Below are 20,533 nucleotides of genomic sequence, written 5' to 3'. Positions count from 1 at the left end.
CGGCGGTGTGGCGATGCGACGGTGACGCTGCGTCCCGTCCCCCGATGCTCACGCCCTCGGGCCGCGCGATGGAGCACGCCCCAGTGTCCCTCCGCAGGATCTGTTCTGCGTGCAGGGACGGCCGGTGCGCAGTGGAGCGGTGCGCTGCGGTGCGACGTGCGCGTACGTGCCGGGGGCGGGCTTGGGACAGAACGATTCCCCATGCGCGGGCTTGCAGAGAAGCAGTCGGACCGGCAGCAACGGGCGCCAACCACCATGCGGTTGGCCCGATGCGGCCGGTCCCATGCTGCCGGGGCCAGGGGCGGTCGGCGCCCCGCCGATTCCGTTATGAGCCTTCCCCGACGGGCGCCGGGGCGGCCACCGGCACCGCTTCTTCGTCGCCGGCGGATGGCTGCGAGGCGTCGTCGTCCGGCTGCGGACGGCGGGTGGCGATCAGGTACACCAGCGCGCCGATGAACAGCACAAGGGAGACGTAGTCGTTCAGACGCAGGCCCAGGAAGTGGTTGGCGTGATCGATGCGCAGGGCCTCGATCCAGGCGCGCCCCGTGGTGTAGGCGAGCACGTAGCAGGCGAAGAGCCGGCCGCGCCGGAGTTGCCGGTAGTAGCGGGCGGAGAGCCAGAGCAGCAGCGCCATCACTCCCAGGTCCCACAGGGACTCGTACAGGAAGGTCGGGTGGTACAGGGCGACCGCGGGGCTGTCGGCCGGGCGGTGTGCGGGGTCGATGTACAGCGCCCACGGCAGGTGGGTGGGGCGGCCGTACAGCTCCTGGTTGAAGTAGTTGCCCCAGCGCCCGATCGCCTGGGCCAGCACCAAACCGGGGGCTGCGGCATCCGCGAAGTCCGCAAGCCGGATGCCCCGACGGCGGCAGCCCAGCCAGGCACCCACCGCACCGAGCGCCACTGCACCCGGAATGCCCAGACCGCCGTCCCAGATGTACAGGGCGTGGATCGGCTGCCGGCCGGCGGCGAAGTACAGCTCCGGGTCGGTGATCACGTGGTAGAGGCGGCCACCGAGGACCCCGAAGGGCACCGCCCAGACCGCGATGTCGGCGATGTCGTCGCGGTGACCGCCCCGGGCCTCCCAACGGCGTCCGGTGAGCCATACGGCAACGAAGATTCCGGCCAGGATGCACAGCGCGTACGCGCGGATCGGCACCGGCCCGAGATGCCACACCCCCTGGGACGGGCTGGGCAGGTACGCCAGGTTCATGGTCACAACCGTTCTTGCGCGCACGGGACCCGGCGCGGGGCCGGGGAGGACCCGTACGACGATACATCGGACACCGACGCTTTTGCGGTGCGGGCGTCCCGCGTGATCGCTGGTACCCGTAGGACGTGGCAGACGGGCCCGGACCCTGGTCCGGATACGCTTGCCGCATGTCTGCGCAGCCCCGCTCCGAGGTCCCGCCGCCCCGGCCCACCGGTGAGGCGCCGGACGCCCGCCAGCTGACCGAGGCTGTCACCCGCCTCCGCCGTGCGCTGCGCGCCTCGATCCGCACGGACTACCCATGGGAAGCGCTGCCCATGGCCCAAGTGGAGCTGCTTCAGGTGCTGGGCGAGCACTCGCCCGCCCGTATCAGCGACCTTGCCGCCCGCCAGCGCCTGGCCCCCAGCACGGTGAGCGGGCTGATCGGCCAGATGATCACCGCGGGCCTGGTCGCCCGCGACGTAGACGTCGCTGATCGCCGCGCTTCTGCCGTCACCCTCACCGACGCGGGGCGCGAACAGCTCGCCGCCTGGATCGCAGCCCACGAACGCCGCATGGATGCCGCACTCTCCGCCCTCGGCGACACCGAGCGCGCCGCGATCTTGGGAGCCCTGCCTGCCCTCTTCCGGCTCGCCGAGAAGCTGGATGAACCCTTCGACGACGAGTAAGAGGGCCTGGGGCCGCAGAGGGTTCCTTACCGCCCGGATTTGTTCGACGCGGCCCCGTGCGCTGCCGCTCGTCCCGCACCTGCGGACACCGCAGGCGGATCCCGGCGGCACGCGGCACGCGGCATGCGAGCGGCCCGGCTCCGGAACATGGCGGGGAAGACCGCGCACATTGAGGCGCGGGGTCGGCCGTCGACGGCGAGGGCGGACTGCCGTCACGGCAGAACCGCCGACGGTGGACCAGCCGGCCGAACCTCCGCTGATCCGCCCAACGCCCCTCCGCTGATCCACCCAACGCCGCTGACGGCGGGGCTGATCGGCTTCGCTCGGCGATTGCTCACGAATCCTGAACCACCGTGCCCTAGTGGCAAAGGACTTTCCACCCGTCCGCATCCTGCTGCCAGATGGACGCCCGCCGCGACCTCCGTCCATTGAGGACCAAGGTATAGGTCAACAGATAGACATCCGGTGCCAGTTCACGGCAGGAGAACTCGGAAGTCTCACGTCGCGGTCGGCGGATCCTTATGGCGTTCTTCCAGGACATCGAGTACATACGCACGGTCGTAGCGCTGCCCGGATGCCCCCGTCTCCCAGAAGTCCGAAGCTGTCGTGGCTTCGAAATCAGCCCTTGTCGTGCCGAACTCGGGTCGGCGAAACAGCGGTTCTCTGCGGACGAGTCCATCAAGAACGCCCAGCCGCACGTCGGTTACGAGGTTGAACTCCACCCGCACCCTTCAGCAGCGATGGATCCGATCCGGCATCTCATCACTCGGTGGGCGTCGATGCTCGCGAGGGCGGGCCCGGGTGCGCGGCAGGTCAGGGGGCCTGATCCAGTGCGAAGTCCGGCCTTCAGGGCGGTGGTTGGTGAGGGCTGACGACCGGTCTGGTCTTGCCTGGGCAGCCGTCGAGGAACTGCCCTCGGTCAAAAGTGAGCCCCGGTGCCCGGCCAGTGGCCGGGCACCGGGGCCGTTGCCCTTACTTCTCGAAGGCGCCGTTGTTGCAGCCCATGGTGGAGCCCATCCGGGTCTGCTGCGCACCCGCGGCGCCTTCGCCGTTGAGCGCGCTTCCCAGCACACCGTCGAGGACGCCGACCGCGCCGAGGACGTCGATGTTCATATCGTGCGACCGGCACTGGGTGCCCTGGGAGACGTTGAAGAGCCCTTCCTTCCCGCCCCCCTTTCCGCCGTCCTCCCCGTCGCTGGAGAAGGAACTCGTCCCGCCCTGCCGCCCGCCATGGGCGTTAGCGGTGCCGGCGCCGAGGAGGCCAACGCTGCCCAGTACGGCGATCACAACAGCGGCCTTACGAAGCTTGCGCATTTCATCTCCGGTAGGTCGATCGGAAGCGATCAGAGGTTGATCGGCTTCGTACGTCTATGAAAACTAATGCGCAATATGTCCCAACTCCTCGGTGACACGCTGACTTTCACGACTGCCACGCCCTGGCTGCGCCCCGCTTATCGGATAACCCGCACTCTCGGTGGCTTCGGGGGTATCCGCCGCAGTGCACCGATCGGAGGCCGCGGATCGCTGTCCGCTGGGGGGAGTTGGGTGGTATTGATCAGCTTGTCCGGTGATCCGCCGCGAGAGGGATCGATGCGTCTGCCGTGGCCTCGTCACCGCCGCCACTCTCCTCATGCGGCTCGGCTTGAGAGGGAAGGCTCAGAAGGGAAGGCCCTGAAGGGGAAGCGCCACTTCTGATAATCCAGGAGTGCCGTGCGCAGATTCCCGAATTCACTGTGACATTCCCCCGCCATCTCACGCCTTCTCGCCACGGCTCTTACCTGGGCATACTCCACGCCTGCCCCGTCCCAAATCTCCAAAGGGCGAGGGCTGTTCGAAAGGAGCTGGTGGCGGCGATGACATCGGACACGGTCTCTGCGAGGGATGCGGGCACCTGCCTTCTCGGGTGCTTCACGGTCAACCGGATCGGCCTGGGCGCCATGCGCCTGACTGGTGGTGCCGCCTTCCACGAGGGCGCTCCACGCGATCGCAGCCAGGCGATCGGCGTGCTGCGCCGCGCGGTCGAACTCGGCGTCAACCACATCGACACCGCGGCGTTCTACTTCTCGTCGCTGCGCTCCGCCAACGAGCTGATCAACACGGCTCTGGCGCCGTACCCGGACGACCTCGTCATCGCTACCAAGGTCGGCCCCGCACGGGACGCGTCCGGCGAGTGGGCCGCCCCGGCGCGCCCCGAGCAGCTGCGCGGCCAGGTCGAGGAGAACCTGCGCCAGCTCGGCCGCGACCACCTCGACCTGGTCAATCTGCGCATCATGGGTCAGGCGGCGATCAGCGAGCACTTCGGGGCCCTCGCCGAGCTACGCGACGCCGGGCTTGTCCGCCACCTCGGCATCTCCAACGCCAACCTGGACCACCTGGCCGAAGCCCAGGCGATCGCACCCGTGGTGTGCGTCCAGAATCGCTACGGAATCGACGCGCGCGCAGGCGAGCAGATGCTCCACGCATGCGGCACACACGGCGTCGCGTTCGTACCCTACTTCGCCATTGCCGGCGACGGACGGGAGTCCGGAGCCGTCCGCCGCGAACACGAGCAGGTCCTCAATGTCGCCCATGCGCACGGGATATCAGCGGCACAGGTACGCCTGGCATGGATCCTGCACCAGGGAAATCATGTCCTGGCCATTCCGGGAACGGGCAACCCGGACCACCTCGTCGACAACCTGGCGGCAGGGACCCTGCAACTGGCAGAGGAAGAACGCGGACCCTTCGATTCCATCGGCCGCACCGCCCACTGATGCCGACAACCGGCAGTCGCACGTGAGGAGACGCCGGACCTTTTCGAGCGCGCGTTGACGAGCTGGGGCCGGCCGTTGACGTGCCCACCGATGGTCCGGCGGTGTGGTGGGCGATGGCCCGCCGGCTCGCCGGTCAGATCGTGGACGGCTCCCTCGATCCCGCCCTTGGCACGCAGCGGATCTGGCGGGACTGCGATGGCGGCAGCGGCGGAGTTCGGGGCTTGAGACTGGTAGGCGCGCATGTTGAGGTGTCGCGTATTCCTGATGGGTGGCGGTGGCAGTGTCACCGTGTGTGGTCGCCGGAGGCGTATCGGCTCCAGGTGCCGCCAGCCTCGGTGACGAGCCGGGTAGCGGTTTTGTCGTGGTTCGGCCTCGGGTAGCAATGGAACAGTGGTTGGCGTTAAGCATTGACCGACGTCATGGACGCCGTTGACGGCGGGCGTTCCCGCCGGTTACCCGTGCTTGTCCGGTTCGGCGTCGGCGAAGGCGCGGTATCCGCCGAGGTCTCGGGCTGGGCGAGGACGTCGCCGCGGTGTACGACTCGGACCGGACCTGGGGCCATCATCGGATGCTGATCCGCCGGCGTAGCGAGGTCGTGTCGGACATTCAGCAAGACCGCCGTCGTCATCACCGCGAAGTCCGCCGGGCGCAGGGTCTTCGGCCTCGCCACCGCAGGCGTCCGTCTCGCTCGACCTCTTGCGCGTCAGTCCGGCAGCCAGTGCAGCTCGTGCGCCAGGGTTTTGGCGACGGCACGGATGCGGCGGTGTAGTGGCGACTGCTCGCGTGGGAGGAGCAGGTGGATCGTCAGGCTGGGCGCGCCTCGCAGCGGTCGCCAGGTGAGACCGGCCGGTTGTGCCGTGGCCGCGGCTTCTCCGGCCGGGGCGAGGGTGACCCCGTCGCGCAGGTCGCGCTGAGACATGTCGAAAGAGACTGCGGGCGTGTGGAATCGGGGGTGTGGTCGGGTGTCTCGGAACAGTGCGGACAGCTGATCGTGGATCACGGGGTTGGCCGCACGGTCCGGGAGTCGCAGCGGATACGCGGCCGCGTCGGCGATCTCGATCTCCGGGTGTTCGGCCAGCGGATGGTGCTGCGCCAGCTGGACCCCGATGCGCGCACGCCGCAGCAGGAACCGGCGCACGCCACGGCCCGGTTGTTCACCGCGGGTGATCCCGGCATCGATGCGGCCGTCGGCGACTGCGGGGGAGATCTCCGGTGTCGCCATCGGGACCGCGCCGACCTCGAGTCCGCTGTTGCCGCGAATCAGCCTGTCCACCAGGGCCGGTGCCGTCTCGGCCCCGGTGCTGAGGCTGTATCCGATGCGCAGCGTGCCCAGTTCACCGGCCGCCGCGCTCCGGGCGGTGTCCCATGCCCGGTCCAGCGCCGCCAGCGCGGGCGGCGCGGACTCCGCCAAAGCCGCACCGGCCGTGGTCAATACGACGCTACGCGTGTTGCGGACCAGCAGGGCCGTACCGAGTTCCGCCTCCAATCGGCGCATCCGGGCGCTGAGTGCGGGCTGTGCGATACCGATCCGTGCGGCCGCGCGGGTGAAGTTCAACTCCTGCGCCAGCACCAGGAAGTACCGCAGGCTCACCGTATCCGGCGCCACGTGCCCTCCCTGCCGATTGATAACGATCCGTTCTGAGTCTATCCCGTACCGGTCTTTCCCTCGACCGCACATCAAGCCCTAACCTGCGCATATGACGATTCAACTGACCGCAGTACCCGTCGCCGGGATCGATCGATCTGAGTGTCAATTCGAAGTCGGACATGTCCGGCCGAACACAGGAGGTTTCCATGGCTAAGGGCTACTGGGTCAGTGTCTACCCCGCCATTTCCGACCCTGAGAGGCTGACTGCCTACGAGAAGCTGGCCGGTCCGGCTGTCCGGGCTGGGGGCGGGCGCCTCCTGTCCCGTGGCGGTCGAGTCGTCGCCCACGAGGCCGGAATCACGCAACGCGTCGTTCTGATCGAGTTCGACGGCTTTGAACAGGCCGTCGCGGCATACGAGAGCGAGGCATACCAGAAGGCGCTGGTGGCCCTCCCCGACGGCGTCGAGCGCGACTTCCGCATCATCGAAGGCATCGACTGACTGGCGGGCCCAGCCATCGCTGAGCATCCGTCACCTGATACGCACACGGTGCTGAACGACGACTCACGAGACGAGTTCGAAGCCATGCCCCGCGTCCCAGTTCGTCGTCGACGTCCTCGACGGCCTGATCCCAGGGGTTGAGACTGGTAGGCCCGCATGTTGAGGAGTCGCATACTCCTCTGGGATGGCGGAAGTCTTGTCACCGTGTGTGGTCGCCAGGGGCGTATCGGCTCCAGGTGCCGCCGGCTTCGGTGACCAGGCGGGTGGCCGTTTTGTCGTGGTAGCCGAGGGCCTTGGCGATGACGGAGGCTGGGGCTTGGAGGACGAGGTGTCGGATAGCGGAGGTGCGGGCGCGTTGATTGGGGATGCCGAGGTCGCGGAGGGCGTCGCGCAGGGTGGAGGTGTTCACCGGCTGGCCCGGGCGGCGGCCGGGGAAGAGCCAGTGGGTGGAGAGGTTCACCGCTGGTGTGTGGGCCGGGAGTGAGCGGAGGTAGTACCGAACGAGATCGGCGACGGGCTCAGGTAGAGGCGAGGGCGGGTCTCCGAGCCGGAGGTGGACCTGCTGGCCGTCGTCCAGGATGTCGTCGGTCGTGAGGCGGACGATGCGGGTGAGGGGCTGGGCGAACAGCAGGACGAGAGCGGCGGCGGCCCGGCTTCCCAGCGGGGCGGCGTCGTTGTCGAGGACACGCCGCAGGGCGGTCAACCGCTGGTGCTGGCCCATGGGTTGTGGGTTGGTCGTCGCACGGTAGGGGATCGTCAGCCGGGGCATGCGGCGTGTGTCCATGCACCAGCGCAAGAAGGGTTGTGCCGCGCGGCGGGTGGCGTAGTTCTCGGCGTGCCAGGCGTCGAGATCAGCTTGGGTTGTCGCCGCCAGAGTGCTGCCTCGGCAGGTGAGCCAGGTGAGGAAGGCGCCAGCCTGGGTGGTCTGCTGCCGGTGCTCGCTGACGGTGCTAACGCTCAGCGGGCCGATGTCGGCCTTGGCCCGCAGCTTGCGGAGCTGGTGCCAGTGGGCGAAGTGCCGCAGGAACTGCTCGTGTTCGGGATTGGTGGTCGCCGCGAGGCGTTCGGCCAGCCAGCGTTGGAAGAGCAGGAGCCGGCGGTCCTGCCGGGGCAGGACGCCGCATTCCATGAGCAGGTCGCGCAGGTAGGCGGCGGTCCGCCAGTTCGGCACCTGCTGGATCGCCTCGTGGGTGAGGGCGATGTTGCCGGTGGCGAGGTCAGCGCGGGGACCTGCGGGTTGTTCAGCCAGACGAGGCGGCCCTTGGGCCGGTCCATTCCGACCAGCAGGTCGTGCAGCGGAAGCAGGCGCGGGTTGGGGCGGCCGGTGCCGTCCTCCAGGATGTTGGTGAGCCTGTTGGAGAGGGTGCAGCGTTCGCAGAGCCGGCCGCCCAGGAGGAGGCCCTCGAAGCCGCAGCGGCTGCAGAAGAAGTCGCGGGTGATGCCGGCGCAGTCCCGACAGAGCGGCTGGCCCTGATCATTGCGGCCGGGCAGGAGCCGATCGGCGGAGCACCCGGGGCAACGGCCCCGGACGCGCATGGCCCGCTCCAGGCAGGTGCGGCAGATCGGTCCGTCCGACCAGTTGGCGGACTTCGCCGCCCGCCGGCCGCAGCGGGTGCAGTCGCGCAGGTGCCAGCGTTCGTACTGTTCGGGCGTCACGTCAGTCACCCCTTGTCGGTGAGCCGGACCCGTGTCGGCCGGCGGGCAGCGAGGTTGATCGGTGCGTCCTGTACGGCGGTGCGGCGCAGGCGGACGTTCTCGGCGCTGGTAGGGATCAGGTCGCTGGCGGTGCAGTCGAGGATGTCGCAGAGCGCGGCGAGCACCGGCAGGGACAGCCGCTCGGGGGTGCCGGAGACGAGGCGGTGGACCTGGGAGGCGGACAGGGTGATCCCGCGTTCGGCCAGGTGCGGCATGAGCTCGGGGACGGTGAACATGCCGCGGGCGGCCATCAGCTCGCGCAGGCGCCACCGGTAGGTGATCTGGCGGGACATTACGAAGTCCTTCCCGGCCGCATCGCGGCCTCAACGGAGGCGTCCAGGGCCCGGCGAAGGGTGCGGGTTCGGAAGTCGGAGGAGACGCACGTGTAGATCGCGGTGGTGGATGCGTACTCGTGGCCGACCTGGTCCTGGATTATCTTGAGCTTGTTCGCCGGATAGGCCGTTGACCTGGGTGTTCGCGTCAAGGTGGTTGTCCGTGACGTAGCGAGTCAGGGCACTGGGGGTTCTTTCAGTACGGGCTGATCGATATCGATCTGGGATGGGAGCAGTTCCTTTCGAGGGACCACTGACCTGGAATGCGAATGATCACGGAACGCGCGCGGGTCGCCGGATACCGAGGCATGCTCCTACTCGCAGTAGTGATTCAGGACGTCCAGCAGGTGCCGTGCCCATCTGTCGTACGTCACGTCGTCGGGTGCGGTCAGCGTGCAGTCGTACGGAACGTCGTCGGTGCACTCGATGAACAGCGTGCATTGCAGGCTGGCGTCCTTGAGGGTGTGGCCGATGCTCGCGATTTCGTTCCAGGGGAAGTCGATGCTGATGCCATTAAGTCCGACCAGCCTGATCTCGACCCCGTGGCCATCGATGACCATGGCACGTTCGTCGTCCTCGGCCTGGAAGAACTCGGCGTCCTCGGGAGGGAGTTCCTGGGCCTTTCCAGGACCGTCCTCGGTGGGCGGTGCCACGAGGGTGGGCGGTGGCACCACGAGGGTGGGCAGGTGCGAGGCGTCCACGACCCCGGTGAATGCGTCGAGCAGTTGCTCCGTGGTGGGGCGACGAGCCGGGTCCTTCTCCAGGCAGGCCCCGACGATCCCGCATATGCTCTCCGGGACTGGTGAGAGGTCCGCTTCCGTGTGCACCGAGCGGTACATCAGCATCATCGGTGTGCCCTCGCCGAAGGCGCTGCCGCCCGCCGCCGCCACGAGGACGGCGCCGAGGGCGAACACATCGGCGGCGCCGGTCACTTCCCAGCCCTCCGCCTGTTCGGGCGCGAGATAGCCTGGGGTGCCGAAGGCGTGGCCTGTCATGGTCAGCCGGGTGGACTCGATGGCCCGGGCGATGCCGAAGTCCAAGACTCGTGGACCGTCCGGCGCCATGATGATGTTGCCCGGCTTCAGATCGCGGTGCACGAGCCCGCATCCGTGCACCGCCTGGAGCGCCTCCGCCAGCGCCGCGCCGAGCTGTCGCAGCTCTCCCTCGGCCATGTGCTCTTCGGCGGCGATCAAGTGGGCGAGTGTCGGGCCCGGCACATACGCCGTGGCCAGCCAAGGCGGCTCTCCGTCCGGATCGGCGTCCACCACCTGCGCTGTGTGGAAGCCGCCGACCTTGCGCGCCGCGTCCACCTCGGCCCGGAACCGGGCCCGGAAGGCCGTGTCTGCGGCCAACTCTGGCCTAGCCACCTTTACCGCCAGCAGACGCCCGCCGCGCGACCGGGCCAGGTAGACCGTGCCCATCCCGCCCGCACCGAGTTCCCGCACCACGACGTACGATCCGAACCGTTCCAACTGGTCCTCCCCCAAACGCCCTTCACGTCTTCTTGTATCTACCATGTCCCGTCCGTACCAGCCCTCGGGTGTCTCTCGTCTCGGGACTGGCCGCGCACATGAAACATTTACCCGGGCCCACCACGTCAATGAAGTGAAGACGATGCGAGCGAGTTGCCCCGCCTGGGATTACCCGCTCCTGCTCGTGGTGGGTTGGTGCGAGTTGTCGCGGCGCGTTGTTCACCGAGTGCGTGGGCGAGTTGCTCGCGAAGTTGTTGGTTCGCCTCGGTGAGCCGCCGGATGCGGGCGTTGGCGGCTTCGAGGCGCCGCAGCAAGGACGCGTCGGAAGTGCGTTGACGTGCGGGAACCGGTGATCTGGGCTCTCGGCGGTGCGCTGCCCGCAGTTGCTCGATCTCCGTTCGCAGGTCCGGCTGGGCATAAAGCCACGACCGGGACACCCCGGCCCGCTTGGCGACGGTCTCGAAAGTGACCGGCTCGCCCGCGGCATCGAGGGTGCGGAGGGCCTGGATGGCCTTGGCACGGGTGTACTCGCTGCGGCGGCGGGCGGCGTCGACGATGTGCTGGGTGTTGTCAGCTCGCATCGGCGGTCGCCTCCGACTGCCCGGGGCCGGACTCCAGGCCGGTGATGATCTTCTCCAGATTGCCAAGGACTTGGCGGTTCATCTCGACAACACGCGCTTGGCCGCGAGCCTCGGCGGCCGAGACGATCTGCAGCAGCTGCTGCCGTTGCTCGCGGTGCTGCGGCAGGAACTCGGGGGTGGTAACGAACATCGGGCATGTCAGGCAAGCGTTGGCATGCGGACAGACCTTCTGAACCGGCAGGCCGCAGTAGCCGTTGGGCAGGGCCTGGGTCACGCGGCCGAGCCGCTGCTTGGCCCAGGTGGCCTCGGCCAGCGGGCCTTCGGGATCGATGGTGACGCTCTCGCCCTTGATGTTGACCTTGCGGGCCTTCTCCCAGTGCCGGCGGACCGTGGTGTCGTGCAGCCGGGCATAGTGGGCGGTCATCTCGCCGGAAGAGTGATCGAGAAGGACGCGTACGACTTCCTGCGGGACGTCCCGGTTGATCAGCCTGGTTCCAAAAGTGTGACGCCATTGATGGGGCGTCAGATGAACTGTCCGACCGTGTTCGTCACGCACGTCACACCGCTCCAGCCAGCGATCGAGCTGCCCACGGTAGGAGTGCGTGGTCAGCGGCCTCGTGCCGTCGGGGTTCATCCGGGGCGCCGGGAACAGCCACCGGCTGCCACCGGGCCAGCAGCGCAGGACGCGCTGCTGCTGGGCGGTGATTTCGTTCTCGACTTCCTCGTCGATCGGGACCAGGGCTTCGCGTTTCATCTTCCGGTTGAGGTAGCGCAGGTAGGCGGCGCCGTCGGCGTCCCGGATGATGCAGTCGAAGGCCAGGTTGCAGGCATCGCCGACCCGCAGTCCGCAACGCATGAGGATCAAGGTCAGCACGCGGCTATCGGGGTTGTGCCAGCGGTCAAGATTGGCGGGCTGCTCGACCTGGGCCATCACGTGCTCGGCCAGCCCCCGGGGCAGCCGCTTGTCGGGGCGAGGGAAGTCGTCGGGGTAGAAAGTCGCGTTCGCCGGGAGGCTGGGATCCCAGCCGTGGCGGCGCACGGCGTTGAAGAACGCGTTCAGCGAGCCGATGTCCCGGCTGCGGGATTGCGTTGAGCGCTGATCCAGGGCCAGGTCGGCGAGGTAGCGTTCCAGCACGGTTCGGTCCACGCAGGCGAGCTTGTCGACGGCGACGCGCGGATCGGCCAGGAAGCCGGAGAACCGGTTGAGGGCCAGGATGTCGACGACGGCCTGGTTGACACTGCGGCCGATGCTCAGCCGCCAGCGCACGAACTGTTTGGCCGACTCACGCAGCCACGTCTGGCTGATGCGGTCGAACCGCAGCCGGGCCCGGGTGCCCTCGATGCCGAGCCGGCGCAGTTCCCACACATCGCGCGGGAACTCGCTCTCCCAGCCGCTGCCGTGGACGAGGTCTTCCAGATGCGTGTACGCATAGCGCAGGAAGGCCAGTTGCCCGTTCTGGCTGTGGCTGGCACCTCGCATCGCCGCGTAGTACTCGCTCCACCGCTCCATCGGCCACTCCAGTAGCGACGCGGTGCCGCTGGCGGCAGTCAGTCGGATCACCGGGGCGACGGCCGAGCTGTGGGTGTTGACCTGCCGTTCGTCGTGACGGCACTGGAGCGCGTACTGCAGCTCCAGCCGCAGCTGCCGTTGTCCGTCCAGCGGCCGGAAGTCGAACCGGTCGTCGCCGGCTGCCTCGCAGCGGCGGACGAACTCCTTGACCTCGGGACGGCCGACGGCCTGCCAGCGGGATCTGTGGTTGTGGCAGAACGGCGACTTGCCCTGGGCCCACAGGCTGCAGAACGACAGCCGGCAGACCCGGCGGCCGTCGTCTTCGATCACCGGCAGGCCCGCGGTCCAGGTCTCCTTGTCGGGCTTTCCTGCCCGCTCCCAGAAGCCCTGGTGGCTCACGCACAAGCCTTGGCGGGCCGCCCCGAAGCGGCATCCGACGATGGCGCAGGCCGTCAGTTCGGCCCGTCCAACCGGGCCAGAGCCGGGATCGGCGATGAACTCTTCAACGTCCGGTTTCCCGCGTCGCTGCCAGCGGTAGTAGTGGCCGCGGCAGAGTTGGCGGGTGCGGGGCTGGCGCGGGCAGCCAGGAACCCGGCAAGCGCCCAGATCGAAGATCAGCTCCCCGGGTTCGGGGATGAACACGTCCACCCGGAACTCCGGCCGGACGGCAGCCATCAGCTTGCCCAGCAACCCAGCGCCGGGGGCCGGAACGGGCGACATCGACTCGCTCACCAGCGCACCTCCCGGCCAGTCAGGAATCCCGCGGCCTCCAGAGCACGGCGGGCATCCTCCACGGACAAGTGACCGTAGATGTCGTGCGTGGTGGCGATCGAGGAATGTCCGAGCAAAGTGCTGACCACTTCGATCGGCACCCCCTGCCGCAGGAGCAAGGTCGCTCGGGTGTGACGGAGCCAGTGGGGATCGAAGTCGAACCCGGTGTCGCGACGCAGCCGCAGGACGAGATCGTAGACGGACGCGTAGGTCAGGGGGCGCCCGTAGGACCCGCCCCACAGGTTGACGAACATGTAGTCGCTGTCCAGGTCGCCGTACTCATCGTGGAGGTAGTCGGCGTAGAGCCGCACGATCTCGGGGCCGACGGGAACGGTGCGGGGCGAGGCGGACTTGGCCCTCGCCCGGTTGTCATTGACGCGTGGCATGATGGTCAACTCGCCTTCTGCGGCGGCTAGATCCTCGTGCCGCAGGCCCAGGGCCTCGCCGATCCGGACACCGGTCTCCCACAACAGCGCGAACAAGAATCGGTCCCGCAGACGAGTGCAGGCAATCCAGGATCGCCTGGACCTGGGCGGCGGTCAGGATCGTCGGATGTGTGCGGGGTGTCTTCAGCTTGATGGTGCGGCGCCGCTCTGGCTGGCCACCGGCCAGGTGATACAGGAATGGCTTCCAGCCCGTGCGGCGGGCGCGGACCGGCTGCAGCTCAGTGACGAGATCGCCGAGGTCCACACCGTGTCGTGCATGGAAGACGTACAGACCGCTGACGGCGGACAGCTTCCGATTGACCGTGGTGACCCCACAGTGATGCTCCGCCGAGGGCAGCAAGGTCACACCACCATTCCGGCCCGCAGGCGGCAGCCGGAGCCAGGCAACGAACTCGCCCAAGTCCTCCAGCCTGACCTCACGCCAGTCCAGACCGCGCCGGTCAAGGAAGACGAACCAGTCCTTCAGATCATGGGCGTATGCCTTGATCGTGTTCGGCGACCGCTCAATGTCGGTCAGGTAGGCGAGGTAACGCTCGATCGGCTCGACTATCCCGCCCTCATCGCCGAGGACCGTCCATGACTCAAGCGACGAGTCGGGCATCAGTACCCGTTGCACCAGCATCAAACCTCCCGCAGAACTGCCTGGTGGACGGCGGTAGATAACCACCTCCACCACACAGATCTCCGCCCGCCCTGGGCTCGTGCTGCACGTCATGGACACAGTGCTGAGGACTCAAGAGAAGCTGGACGAACAGCGGATCGTAGCCGTCTTCGATCAGGTGGGTGATGTACGACCTGCGCAGCGAGTGGAACTCCAGCGCCGGGTCCAGGCCGAGCGCGTCACGATAGGCGGCGAACCGGGAGTCCAGCCGCTGGAGCCCGATCCGGGGCCCTCGCTCGGAGGGCCACAGCGCGGGCCCGTGGGCGTGCCGCATCCCGGGACGCACCTCGGTGACCCACTCCTCGATGACGACCGGCGTCCACTGCCAGACGGTCAGCACGCTGCGGCGCTTGGGCGGCGAGCCCTTCTTCGCCTTCCCGTGTCGCACCATCAAGGTGGCGTAGTCGCCGAACTCCCGACCGTGCGGGTTGGGGCCGAAGTCGACCTCGTTGAGCATGCGGGTCTCGTTGCGGCGCAGGCCATAGCCGTAGGCCGTCTTGAACAGCGCCGCGTCCAGGAACGCCGGCAGCCAGCCCTTGCGTCCCTTGCCCCGGACGCGCACCACCTGCTCGTCGGTGTAGTCGAAGAACGCCTCCAGCTCGGGTCGAGTGAAGGCGCGGCGCTCGGGTTCGCCCTCGCCTTCGTCGGTATGGACCGCCGCGTTCCAGTCGTGGACCACCTGGACCGGGTGCGTCCCGAACTGCAGCAGGCACTCCTCCGCCCAGCCGTACGCCGGGTTGGTCACGAAGTCGCAGAACTGTCGTACCGCGCCTTGGTAGTTGCGCACCGTGGAGCGCGCGCAGCCCCGCACCGAGCGGAGGTCCACCGACCACTCCTCGACGTGCTGGGGCGCCCACTCCCACGGGAGGCCGTCCGCGTGCCGGGCGAACGCGCGCACCGTCCGCTCCTGGTCGCTGACGTGGCCGAACGACAGGTTCCTGGCCAGCTGCTGGTTGCGCCAGCCGGCCAGCATCGCCTCGAAGACCTGCTCCTCCGGGTGCAACAGCGGCAGGCCGTCGACCAGGTGCAGCCGTGCCGAGCCCGGCACCAGGGTGTCCCCACCCATCCGATCACTCTCCGTCCATCGCATTCGACGCGAGAATCTCGCATCAGATGCGACCCAAGGGTGTTTTCGCAGGTCAGTACCTCGAAGGAGTGAAGGCAACGGCTAGTAGCGGCCCGGTCCGGTACTGTCCGACAGAGGTCCCGGCCTCCCGTCCGGCCAAGGTCAGCACCCGGTTTCGGGAGCGCGGGGCATCTGTCCAGGTCCGGAGTCGCCAGTTCGCATCAGCTGCAATTGGCGTCGGTAGGAACATCGGAACGGAAACTGGCGCTAAGCCCTGCCGGTCCACTGGAGGGCGTTGACCTGGGGTTCTGGGGTGCCGGAGCCTTCGGCAGTCGTGTTGATCGACTGTCTGGAGGTCCGGGGGTGCCGGTTGAGTTTCTGACGGATGAGCAGGCCGCTGGGTACGCGGCATTTCGGGGGGCGCCGTCGCGCTCCGAGCTGGAGCGGTTCTTCTTCCTGGACGACGCGGACCGGGAGCTGGTCGAGTCGAAGAGGCGGGCCCACAACCGGCTGGGCTTCGCGGTGCAGCTGACCACGGTGCGGTTCCTGGGCGTGTTCCCGGAGGACGCGGCTGGCGTGCCGGTGGAGGTCGTGGACTACCTCGCGGGCCAGCTGGGCATCGTCGACTCCACGGTGCTGGAGGCGTACGGCGAGCGGGAGAAGACCCGGTTCGAGCACATGTGGGAGCTGCGCCGGCTGCTGGAGTACCGGGAGTTCGCCGAGGTGGAGGCCGAGCTGCGGGCGTGGGTGGATGCGCGGGCCTGGACGACGGGCGAGGGCCCGAAGGCGCTGTTCGACGCGGCGGTTGGGTGGCTGCGGGAGCGGCGGGTGCTGCTGCCGGGGGTGACGACGCTGGCGCGGCTGGTGGCGTCGGTGCGGGAGGCGGCGAACCAGCGGTTGTGGGACACGCTGTACGGGCTACTGAACATCGGTCAGCGGGCCGTGCTGGACTCGCTGCTGGTGGTGCCGGCCGGTCAGCGGGTCTCGGAGCTGGACCGGCTGCGGCGCGGTCCGGTGCGGGTGTCGGGCCCGCAGATGAAGCGGCGCTGTTCGAGTTGACGCCGCCGCTGGACTCGGACGCGGACGAGGCGTGGCGGGCGATGCTGGTGGGCCGGTTCGGCACCGTGCGGCCGTTCCTGAAGCCGCTGGTGGAGGTGGTGGACTTCGGCGCGACCCCGGAGGGCCTGCCGGTGCTGAAGGCGCTGAAGTCGCTGCCGGAGTTGATGGGCCGCAAGAAGGTGGGCCCGGCCGAGATCGACACCGAACTGCTGGCCGGCTCCTGGCGGCGCCTGGTGCTGACCTCCCCGCAGCTGGAGCCGGGCACGGTGGACTGGAAGGCGTACACCTTTTGCGTGCTGGAGCAGTTCCACCGGATGCTGCGGCGCAAGGAGGTGTTCGCCAAGAACTCCTCGAAGTGGGGCGACCCGCGGGCCAAGCTGCTGGTCGGCGAGGCGTGGGAGCAGGCCAAGCCGACCGTGCTGGCCTCGCTCGGCCTGCCGGAGGCGGCGGGCGAGCACCTGGCGGCGCGGGCCGCGCTGCTGGACGGCACGTACCGGGAGGTCGCCTCCCGGCTGCCGGCGAACGCGCAGATCGTCTTCGACGACGGCGGCCGGCTGCACTTCGCCGCGCTGGAGCCGGAGCCCGAGCCGGCCTCGCTGCTGGAGCTGCGGGCGGCGGTGAACGCGATGCTGCCTCGGGTGGACCTGCCCGAGGTGCTGCTGGTGGTGTTCTCCTGGACCGGCGCCGACCAGGCGTTCACCTCAGTCACCGGCGGCAAGGCTCGCCTGAGGGACCTGCACGTCACGATCGCCGCGCTGCTGGTCGCGCACGGCTGCAACGTTTGCTACACCCCGGTGATCGGCGGCCTGGACGCGCTGAAGTACGGCCGGCTCTCCCACGTTGACCAGACGTACCTGCGGCTGGAGACCTACCGGGCCGCCAACGCCACCTTGGTCGCCGCGCAGGCGTCGATCCCGCTCGCGCAGGCGTGGGGCGGCGGCCTGGTCGCCGCGGTGGACGGGATGCGGTTCGTCGTCCCCGTGCCGTCGGTGTACGCCAGGCCCAATCCGAAGTTCTTCGGCAGGCGGGGCGGCGCAACATGGTTGAACCTGATCAACGACCAGGCGGCCGGGCTCGGCGGGAAGGTGGTGGCCGGCACCCCGCGCGACTCGCTGTACGTCCTGGACGTGCTCTACGACCGCGACGGCGGCCGGCGCCCCGACATGATCGTCACCGACACCGCGTCCTACAGCGACATCGTGTTCGGCCTGCTCACCCTGGCCGGGTTCACGTACGCGCCGCAGCCGGCGGACCTGCCGGACCAGAAGATGTGGCGGATCGACCGCTCGGCCGACTACGGCGCCTTCCAGGACGCGGCCCGCGGCCGGATCGACCTGGCCAGGGTCGAGCGGCACTGGGAGGACATCCTGCGGATCATCGGCTCGATCCACACCGGCGCAGTGCGGGCCTACGACGTGATCCGGATGCTGTCGCGCGACGGCCGGCCCACCCCACTGGGCGACGCGATCGCGCACTACGGGCGGATCTCGAAGTCGCTGCACATCCTGCGCCTGGCCGACGAGCCCGGCTACCGGCGCCAGATCAAGACGCAGGCCAACCTGCAAGAGGGCCGCCACGCGCTCGCCCGCAAGATCTTCCACGGCCGAGCCGGGCAGCTCTACCAGAACTACCAGGACGGCATGGAGGACCAGATCGGCGCGCTCGGCCTGGTCCTCAACGCCCTGGTGCTCGTCAACCCCCGCTACATGGACGCCGCCGTCACCCAGCTGCGCGCCGACGGCTTCGACGTCCGCGACCAGGACGTCGCCCGCCTCGCCCCGTTCGTGCGCCACCACGTCAACCTGCTCGGCCGGTACTCCTTCCAGCTCCCCGAGCTGCCCGGCGGCCTGCGACCCCTGCGCGATCCGGACGCCGCAGATCAGGAGTGAGGCAGCTTCCCGGCCGCCGTCACGTCCTCGGTGGCGTTCGCGCCGGGCACCGGCTCGTAGAGGGGGCCGGGAGGCGTCACGCCGGCCGGGGTGGTGACGGCTTCGCGTACCCGCTTCTGCGAGCGGCGGGCCCGGTAGGCGGCCTGCCGGCACCGGGGGCTGCAGAACTTCGAGTCCCGGCGGTGGAGGTGCCCGAGGATGAAGCGGCTGGTCGGTCGAGACCCGCTTGTAGACCAGGCTCGCCAGCAGGGCCCCTTCCGTACTAAGGATCAGACCCTGTCTGTCGTCAAACCCTGTCATCAATCACCCTCGGATCGGATGGGAGCAGCGCCGCCCCGGTGCCCCGGAATGTCCGGGTTCATTGGCCGCGCCGGCTGCCTGTCGTCAAACGATTCGTTTGACGACAGGCAGCGTGCGGCAGCGTGTATCTCAGTACGAAGACCGACACAGTCAACCCCGTTCTGCGCGTACCGTGAAGACATGGCCGGGTGGGTGCGCCGCTGCGCGTTCCACCACTGTGGTCAGGGCGAGGGAAACCAGAGTGCCGAGCAGACCGGGCCCCGTATAGCTGGTCAGCACGACAAGCTCAGCGGAAGTCGTCGGCGTGGTCGACGGCCCACTGGGCGTAGGTGTGTGCCGGAGCGCCGGTGATCTTTTCGGCGATGACGGAGGTCACGGCCACGACGCCGTCGGCGGCGGCCCACTGACTCACGATCGCCTCGGCCACGACCGGATGCATTGTTCTGGCGACTTCCGTGCGAGCCTGCACGTCGGAGATGTGTTCAACCCGGATATGACGGCCGATGGCCTCGCCGATGTGCTCGACCTGGCGTTGCAGGGTCAGGGACTCGGCCCCGTAGATGGTGTAGGCCTGGTGCGAGTGGCCCGGTTCGGTCAGGGCGGTCACCGCCAGTGCCGCGATGTCCTTCTCGTGCACCGGTGCCGACTGTGCGAGCGGATAGGGAAGGCGGACGACGTTGTCGGTGCGGATCGATTCGGCCCACCAGGTGCGGGTGTTGGTCGCGAATGTCCCCGGCCTGAGGAACGTCCAGTCCATGCCGGACCGTTGGACGGCCTGCTCGATCGTGCGGTTCAGGCGGGCGACCGGGTGGTCGGCGTCGGGGTCCAGGACGACCGACACCGACGAGAGCAGAACCACCTGCCGGATCCCCGCAGCTGCGGCCGCCGCAGCGACCTTCTCGATGTCGTAGGGCTTCTGGGGGTCGAGCATTCCGTAGAGGAACACCTTGTCGGCGCCGTCGAGCGCTGCGGGCAGCGTCTCGGGACGCGCCAGGTCGGCGACGACTGCTTCGCACCCAGGCGTCAAGCCCGCGGCTGGGGTCCTGTTGACTACTCTGACCTGCTCACCGGCGACCAGCAGGCCATCGGCCACATGACGACCGACGTTACCGCGAGCGCCGAAGACAACTGCCACCATGATGGAACCTCCTGCTTGTTGTGGACATGAATTGCCGCATTGGCGTGGGTGGTGCGAGATGTGTCGCTGCCACGCGGGTGGCGGACCGGCGCCGGCGGGCCTGGTTGTTGGCGACGGTGTGGGGAAAAAGTCGGGAGCCGGAGCGCGTTGACCGCGGGATGTGCGGGTACGAGATGTCGCTGCGGCGAGACGGTCGGTCGCGAGTGACGTAGGTGAGGGTTTTCCGCTGTCAACGTGAGCGCCGGCAGCGGGTCCGCCCCGATCGTCGGTCGCCGATCAGGGCTGGATGTTCTCCAGGTCCTCCAGGAGGCTGCGGTGCTTCGGCTCCCAGCCGAGCGCCTGCTGGGTGCGGGTGCTGGACGAGGGCTGGTCGGCCTTGAAGATCGGGCCGAGCGGGCCGTAGGTCTCCTCCGGCACCGACTCGACCGGCAGGCCCAGCCGTCGGCCGATGACGGCCGCGATGTCCCGTACCTTGTCCCCCTCGTCGGCCACGGCGTGCCAGACGCTGCCGGCTTCCGCCTGTTCCAGGGCGAGCCGGAGGAGGGCCGCCGCGTCGAGCGCGTGGACGGCGGGCCAGCGCTGTGTGCCGTCGCCCGGGTAGCCGGACACCCCGGTCCGGCGTGCGATGTCGGTCAGCAGGCCGGCGAACCCGCCCGTGCCCTGGTTGTGGACCGTGCGCGGCAGGCGTACGGCCGTGCTCCGGACCCCGCGCGAGGCCAGGCCCAGGACCGTCGTGACCGTGCGACTGCGGCCGCCGACCGGTCCGTCGGTCGGCACTGGGTCGGCCTCGGTGGAGACACGGCCCGGGGCCTGGGGCGTACCCGAGACGGTCACGAAGGGGCGGTCGCTGCCGACGAGTTCCTCGCCGAGGGCTGCGAGGGCGGCGCTCTCCTCGGC

General features: G+C 68.9%; 17 protein-coding genes and 1 pseudogene. 4 read left to right on the top strand and 14 right to left on the bottom strand.

Going from position 1 to position 20,533, the window contains the following annotated elements:
• Positions 1-325 precede the first annotated feature (325 nt).
• On the bottom strand, positions 326-1,210 hold the full coding sequence (gene lgt, locus IEZ17_RS38620) for a prolipoprotein diacylglyceryl transferase (RefSeq protein ID WP_229853046.1): 885 nt from the start codon (positions 1,208-1,210) through the stop codon (positions 326-328).
• A gap of 167 nt (positions 1,211-1,377) precedes the next feature.
• Between lgt and IEZ17_RS38615 the strand changes: the two genes are divergently transcribed.
• Positions 1,378-1,875: a MarR family winged helix-turn-helix transcriptional regulator gene (locus IEZ17_RS38615; protein ID WP_189308304.1), complete on the top strand. Its 498-nt coding sequence runs from the start codon at positions 1,378-1,380 to the stop codon at positions 1,873-1,875.
• Between the two features lie 497 nt (positions 1,876-2,372).
• On the opposite strand, the gene IEZ17_RS43480 is transcribed toward IEZ17_RS38615, so the two are convergent.
• Entirely contained in the window at positions 2,373-2,597 is a 225-nt protein-coding gene (locus IEZ17_RS43480) for a hypothetical protein (protein WP_229853045.1), read from the bottom strand.
• 250 nt (positions 2,598-2,847) lie between these two features.
• A complete protein-coding gene (locus tag IEZ17_RS38605) occupies positions 2,848-3,189 on the bottom strand; it encodes a hypothetical protein (protein WP_189308303.1) in 342 nt (113 codons plus the stop codon).
• A 539-nt stretch (positions 3,190-3,728) separates the two neighbouring features.
• Between IEZ17_RS38605 and IEZ17_RS38600 the strand changes: the two genes are divergently transcribed.
• On the top strand, positions 3,729-4,628 hold the full coding sequence (locus IEZ17_RS38600; protein ID WP_189308302.1) for an aldo/keto reductase: 900 nt from the start codon (positions 3,729-3,731) through the stop codon (positions 4,626-4,628).
• 703 nt (positions 4,629-5,331) lie between these two features.
• On the opposite strand, the gene IEZ17_RS38595 is transcribed toward IEZ17_RS38600, so the two are convergent.
• Positions 5,332-6,234 (bottom strand): LysR family transcriptional regulator, encoded by a 903-nt coding sequence (locus IEZ17_RS38595; protein WP_189308301.1) that lies wholly within the window; start codon positions 6,232-6,234, stop codon positions 5,332-5,334.
• A gap of 188 nt (positions 6,235-6,422) precedes the next feature.
• On the opposite strand from IEZ17_RS38595, the gene IEZ17_RS38590 reads away from it, so the two are divergent.
• Positions 6,423-6,716 carry a DUF1330 domain-containing protein gene (locus IEZ17_RS38590; RefSeq protein WP_159505948.1) on the top strand — a complete coding sequence of 98 codons (294 nt, stop codon included), beginning with the start codon at positions 6,423-6,425 and terminating at the stop codon, positions 6,714-6,716.
• Between the two features lie 199 nt (positions 6,717-6,915).
• Here IEZ17_RS38590 and IEZ17_RS38585 read toward each other — a convergent pair whose 3' ends face one another.
• The 8 genes from IEZ17_RS38585 to IEZ17_RS38555 form a co-directional block, all read right to left on the bottom strand.
• Positions 6,916-7,887 carry a site-specific integrase gene (locus tag IEZ17_RS38585; protein ID WP_189308300.1) on the bottom strand — a complete coding sequence of 324 codons (972 nt, stop codon included), beginning with the start codon at positions 7,885-7,887 and terminating at the stop codon, positions 6,916-6,918.
• 490 nt (positions 7,888-8,377) lie between these two features.
• The gene (locus tag IEZ17_RS38580; protein WP_189308299.1) at positions 8,378-8,704 is read right to left on the bottom strand and encodes a helix-turn-helix domain-containing protein; all 327 of its coding nucleotides are present in this window, start codon (positions 8,702-8,704) and stop codon (positions 8,378-8,380) included.
• Positions 8,705-9,057: 353 nt separating this feature from the next.
• On the bottom strand, positions 9,058-10,215 hold the full coding sequence (locus IEZ17_RS38575; RefSeq protein WP_268249889.1) for a serine/threonine-protein kinase: 1,158 nt from the start codon (positions 10,213-10,215) through the stop codon (positions 9,058-9,060).
• A gap of 125 nt (positions 10,216-10,340) precedes the next feature.
• Complete coding sequence (locus IEZ17_RS38570; protein ID WP_189308297.1) at positions 10,341-10,796, bottom strand: DUF6262 family protein; 456 nt, start codon at positions 10,794-10,796, stop codon at positions 10,341-10,343.
• Positions 10,786-13,038, bottom strand: coding sequence for a tyrosine-type recombinase/integrase (locus IEZ17_RS38565; protein ID WP_229853044.1), 2,253 nt, complete (start codon positions 13,036-13,038; stop codon positions 10,786-10,788). The genes IEZ17_RS38570 and IEZ17_RS38565 overlap by 11 nt, the downstream gene beginning before the upstream one ends.
• Positions 13,035-13,547, bottom strand: coding sequence for a tyrosine-type recombinase/integrase (locus IEZ17_RS43475; protein ID WP_229853048.1), 513 nt, complete (start codon positions 13,545-13,547; stop codon positions 13,035-13,037). The genes IEZ17_RS38565 and IEZ17_RS43475 overlap by 4 nt, the downstream gene beginning before the upstream one ends.
• Entirely contained in the window at positions 13,447-14,145 is a 699-nt protein-coding gene (locus IEZ17_RS43470) for a site-specific integrase (RefSeq protein WP_229853043.1), read from the bottom strand. The genes IEZ17_RS43475 and IEZ17_RS43470 overlap by 101 nt, the downstream gene beginning before the upstream one ends.
• Positions 14,105-15,250, bottom strand: coding sequence for a tyrosine-type recombinase/integrase (locus tag IEZ17_RS38555; RefSeq protein ID WP_189308296.1), 1,146 nt, complete (start codon positions 15,248-15,250; stop codon positions 14,105-14,107). Before IEZ17_RS38555 ends, IEZ17_RS43470 begins: the two co-directional genes overlap by 41 nt.
• Before the next feature lie 363 nt (positions 15,251-15,613).
• Here IEZ17_RS38555 and IEZ17_RS38550 point away from each other — a divergent pair.
• A pseudogene (locus IEZ17_RS38550) lies at positions 15,614-18,198 on the top strand (Tn3 family transposase).
• Positions 18,199-18,784: 586 nt separating this feature from the next.
• On the opposite strand, the gene IEZ17_RS38545 reads toward IEZ17_RS38550, so the two are convergent.
• Together IEZ17_RS38545 and IEZ17_RS38540 are read right to left on the bottom strand one after the other, a co-directional pair.
• Entirely contained in the window at positions 18,785-19,636 is an 852-nt protein-coding gene (locus tag IEZ17_RS38545) for an SDR family oxidoreductase (RefSeq protein ID WP_189308295.1), read from the bottom strand.
• A 276-nt stretch (positions 19,637-19,912) separates the two neighbouring features.
• On the bottom strand, positions 19,913-20,533 hold a 621-nt coding region (locus IEZ17_RS38540), incomplete at its 5' end, for a Rossmann-fold NAD(P)-binding domain-containing protein (RefSeq protein ID WP_189308294.1).

It is taken from the genome of Streptomyces albospinus (assembly GCF_014648695.1).
GTDB classification, from domain to species: Bacteria; Actinomycetota; Actinomycetes; order Streptomycetales; family Streptomycetaceae; genus Streptomyces; species Streptomyces albospinus.
Note: the sequence above shows the minus strand (reverse complement) of the source record. Positions and strands in the feature narration are given on the sequence as shown.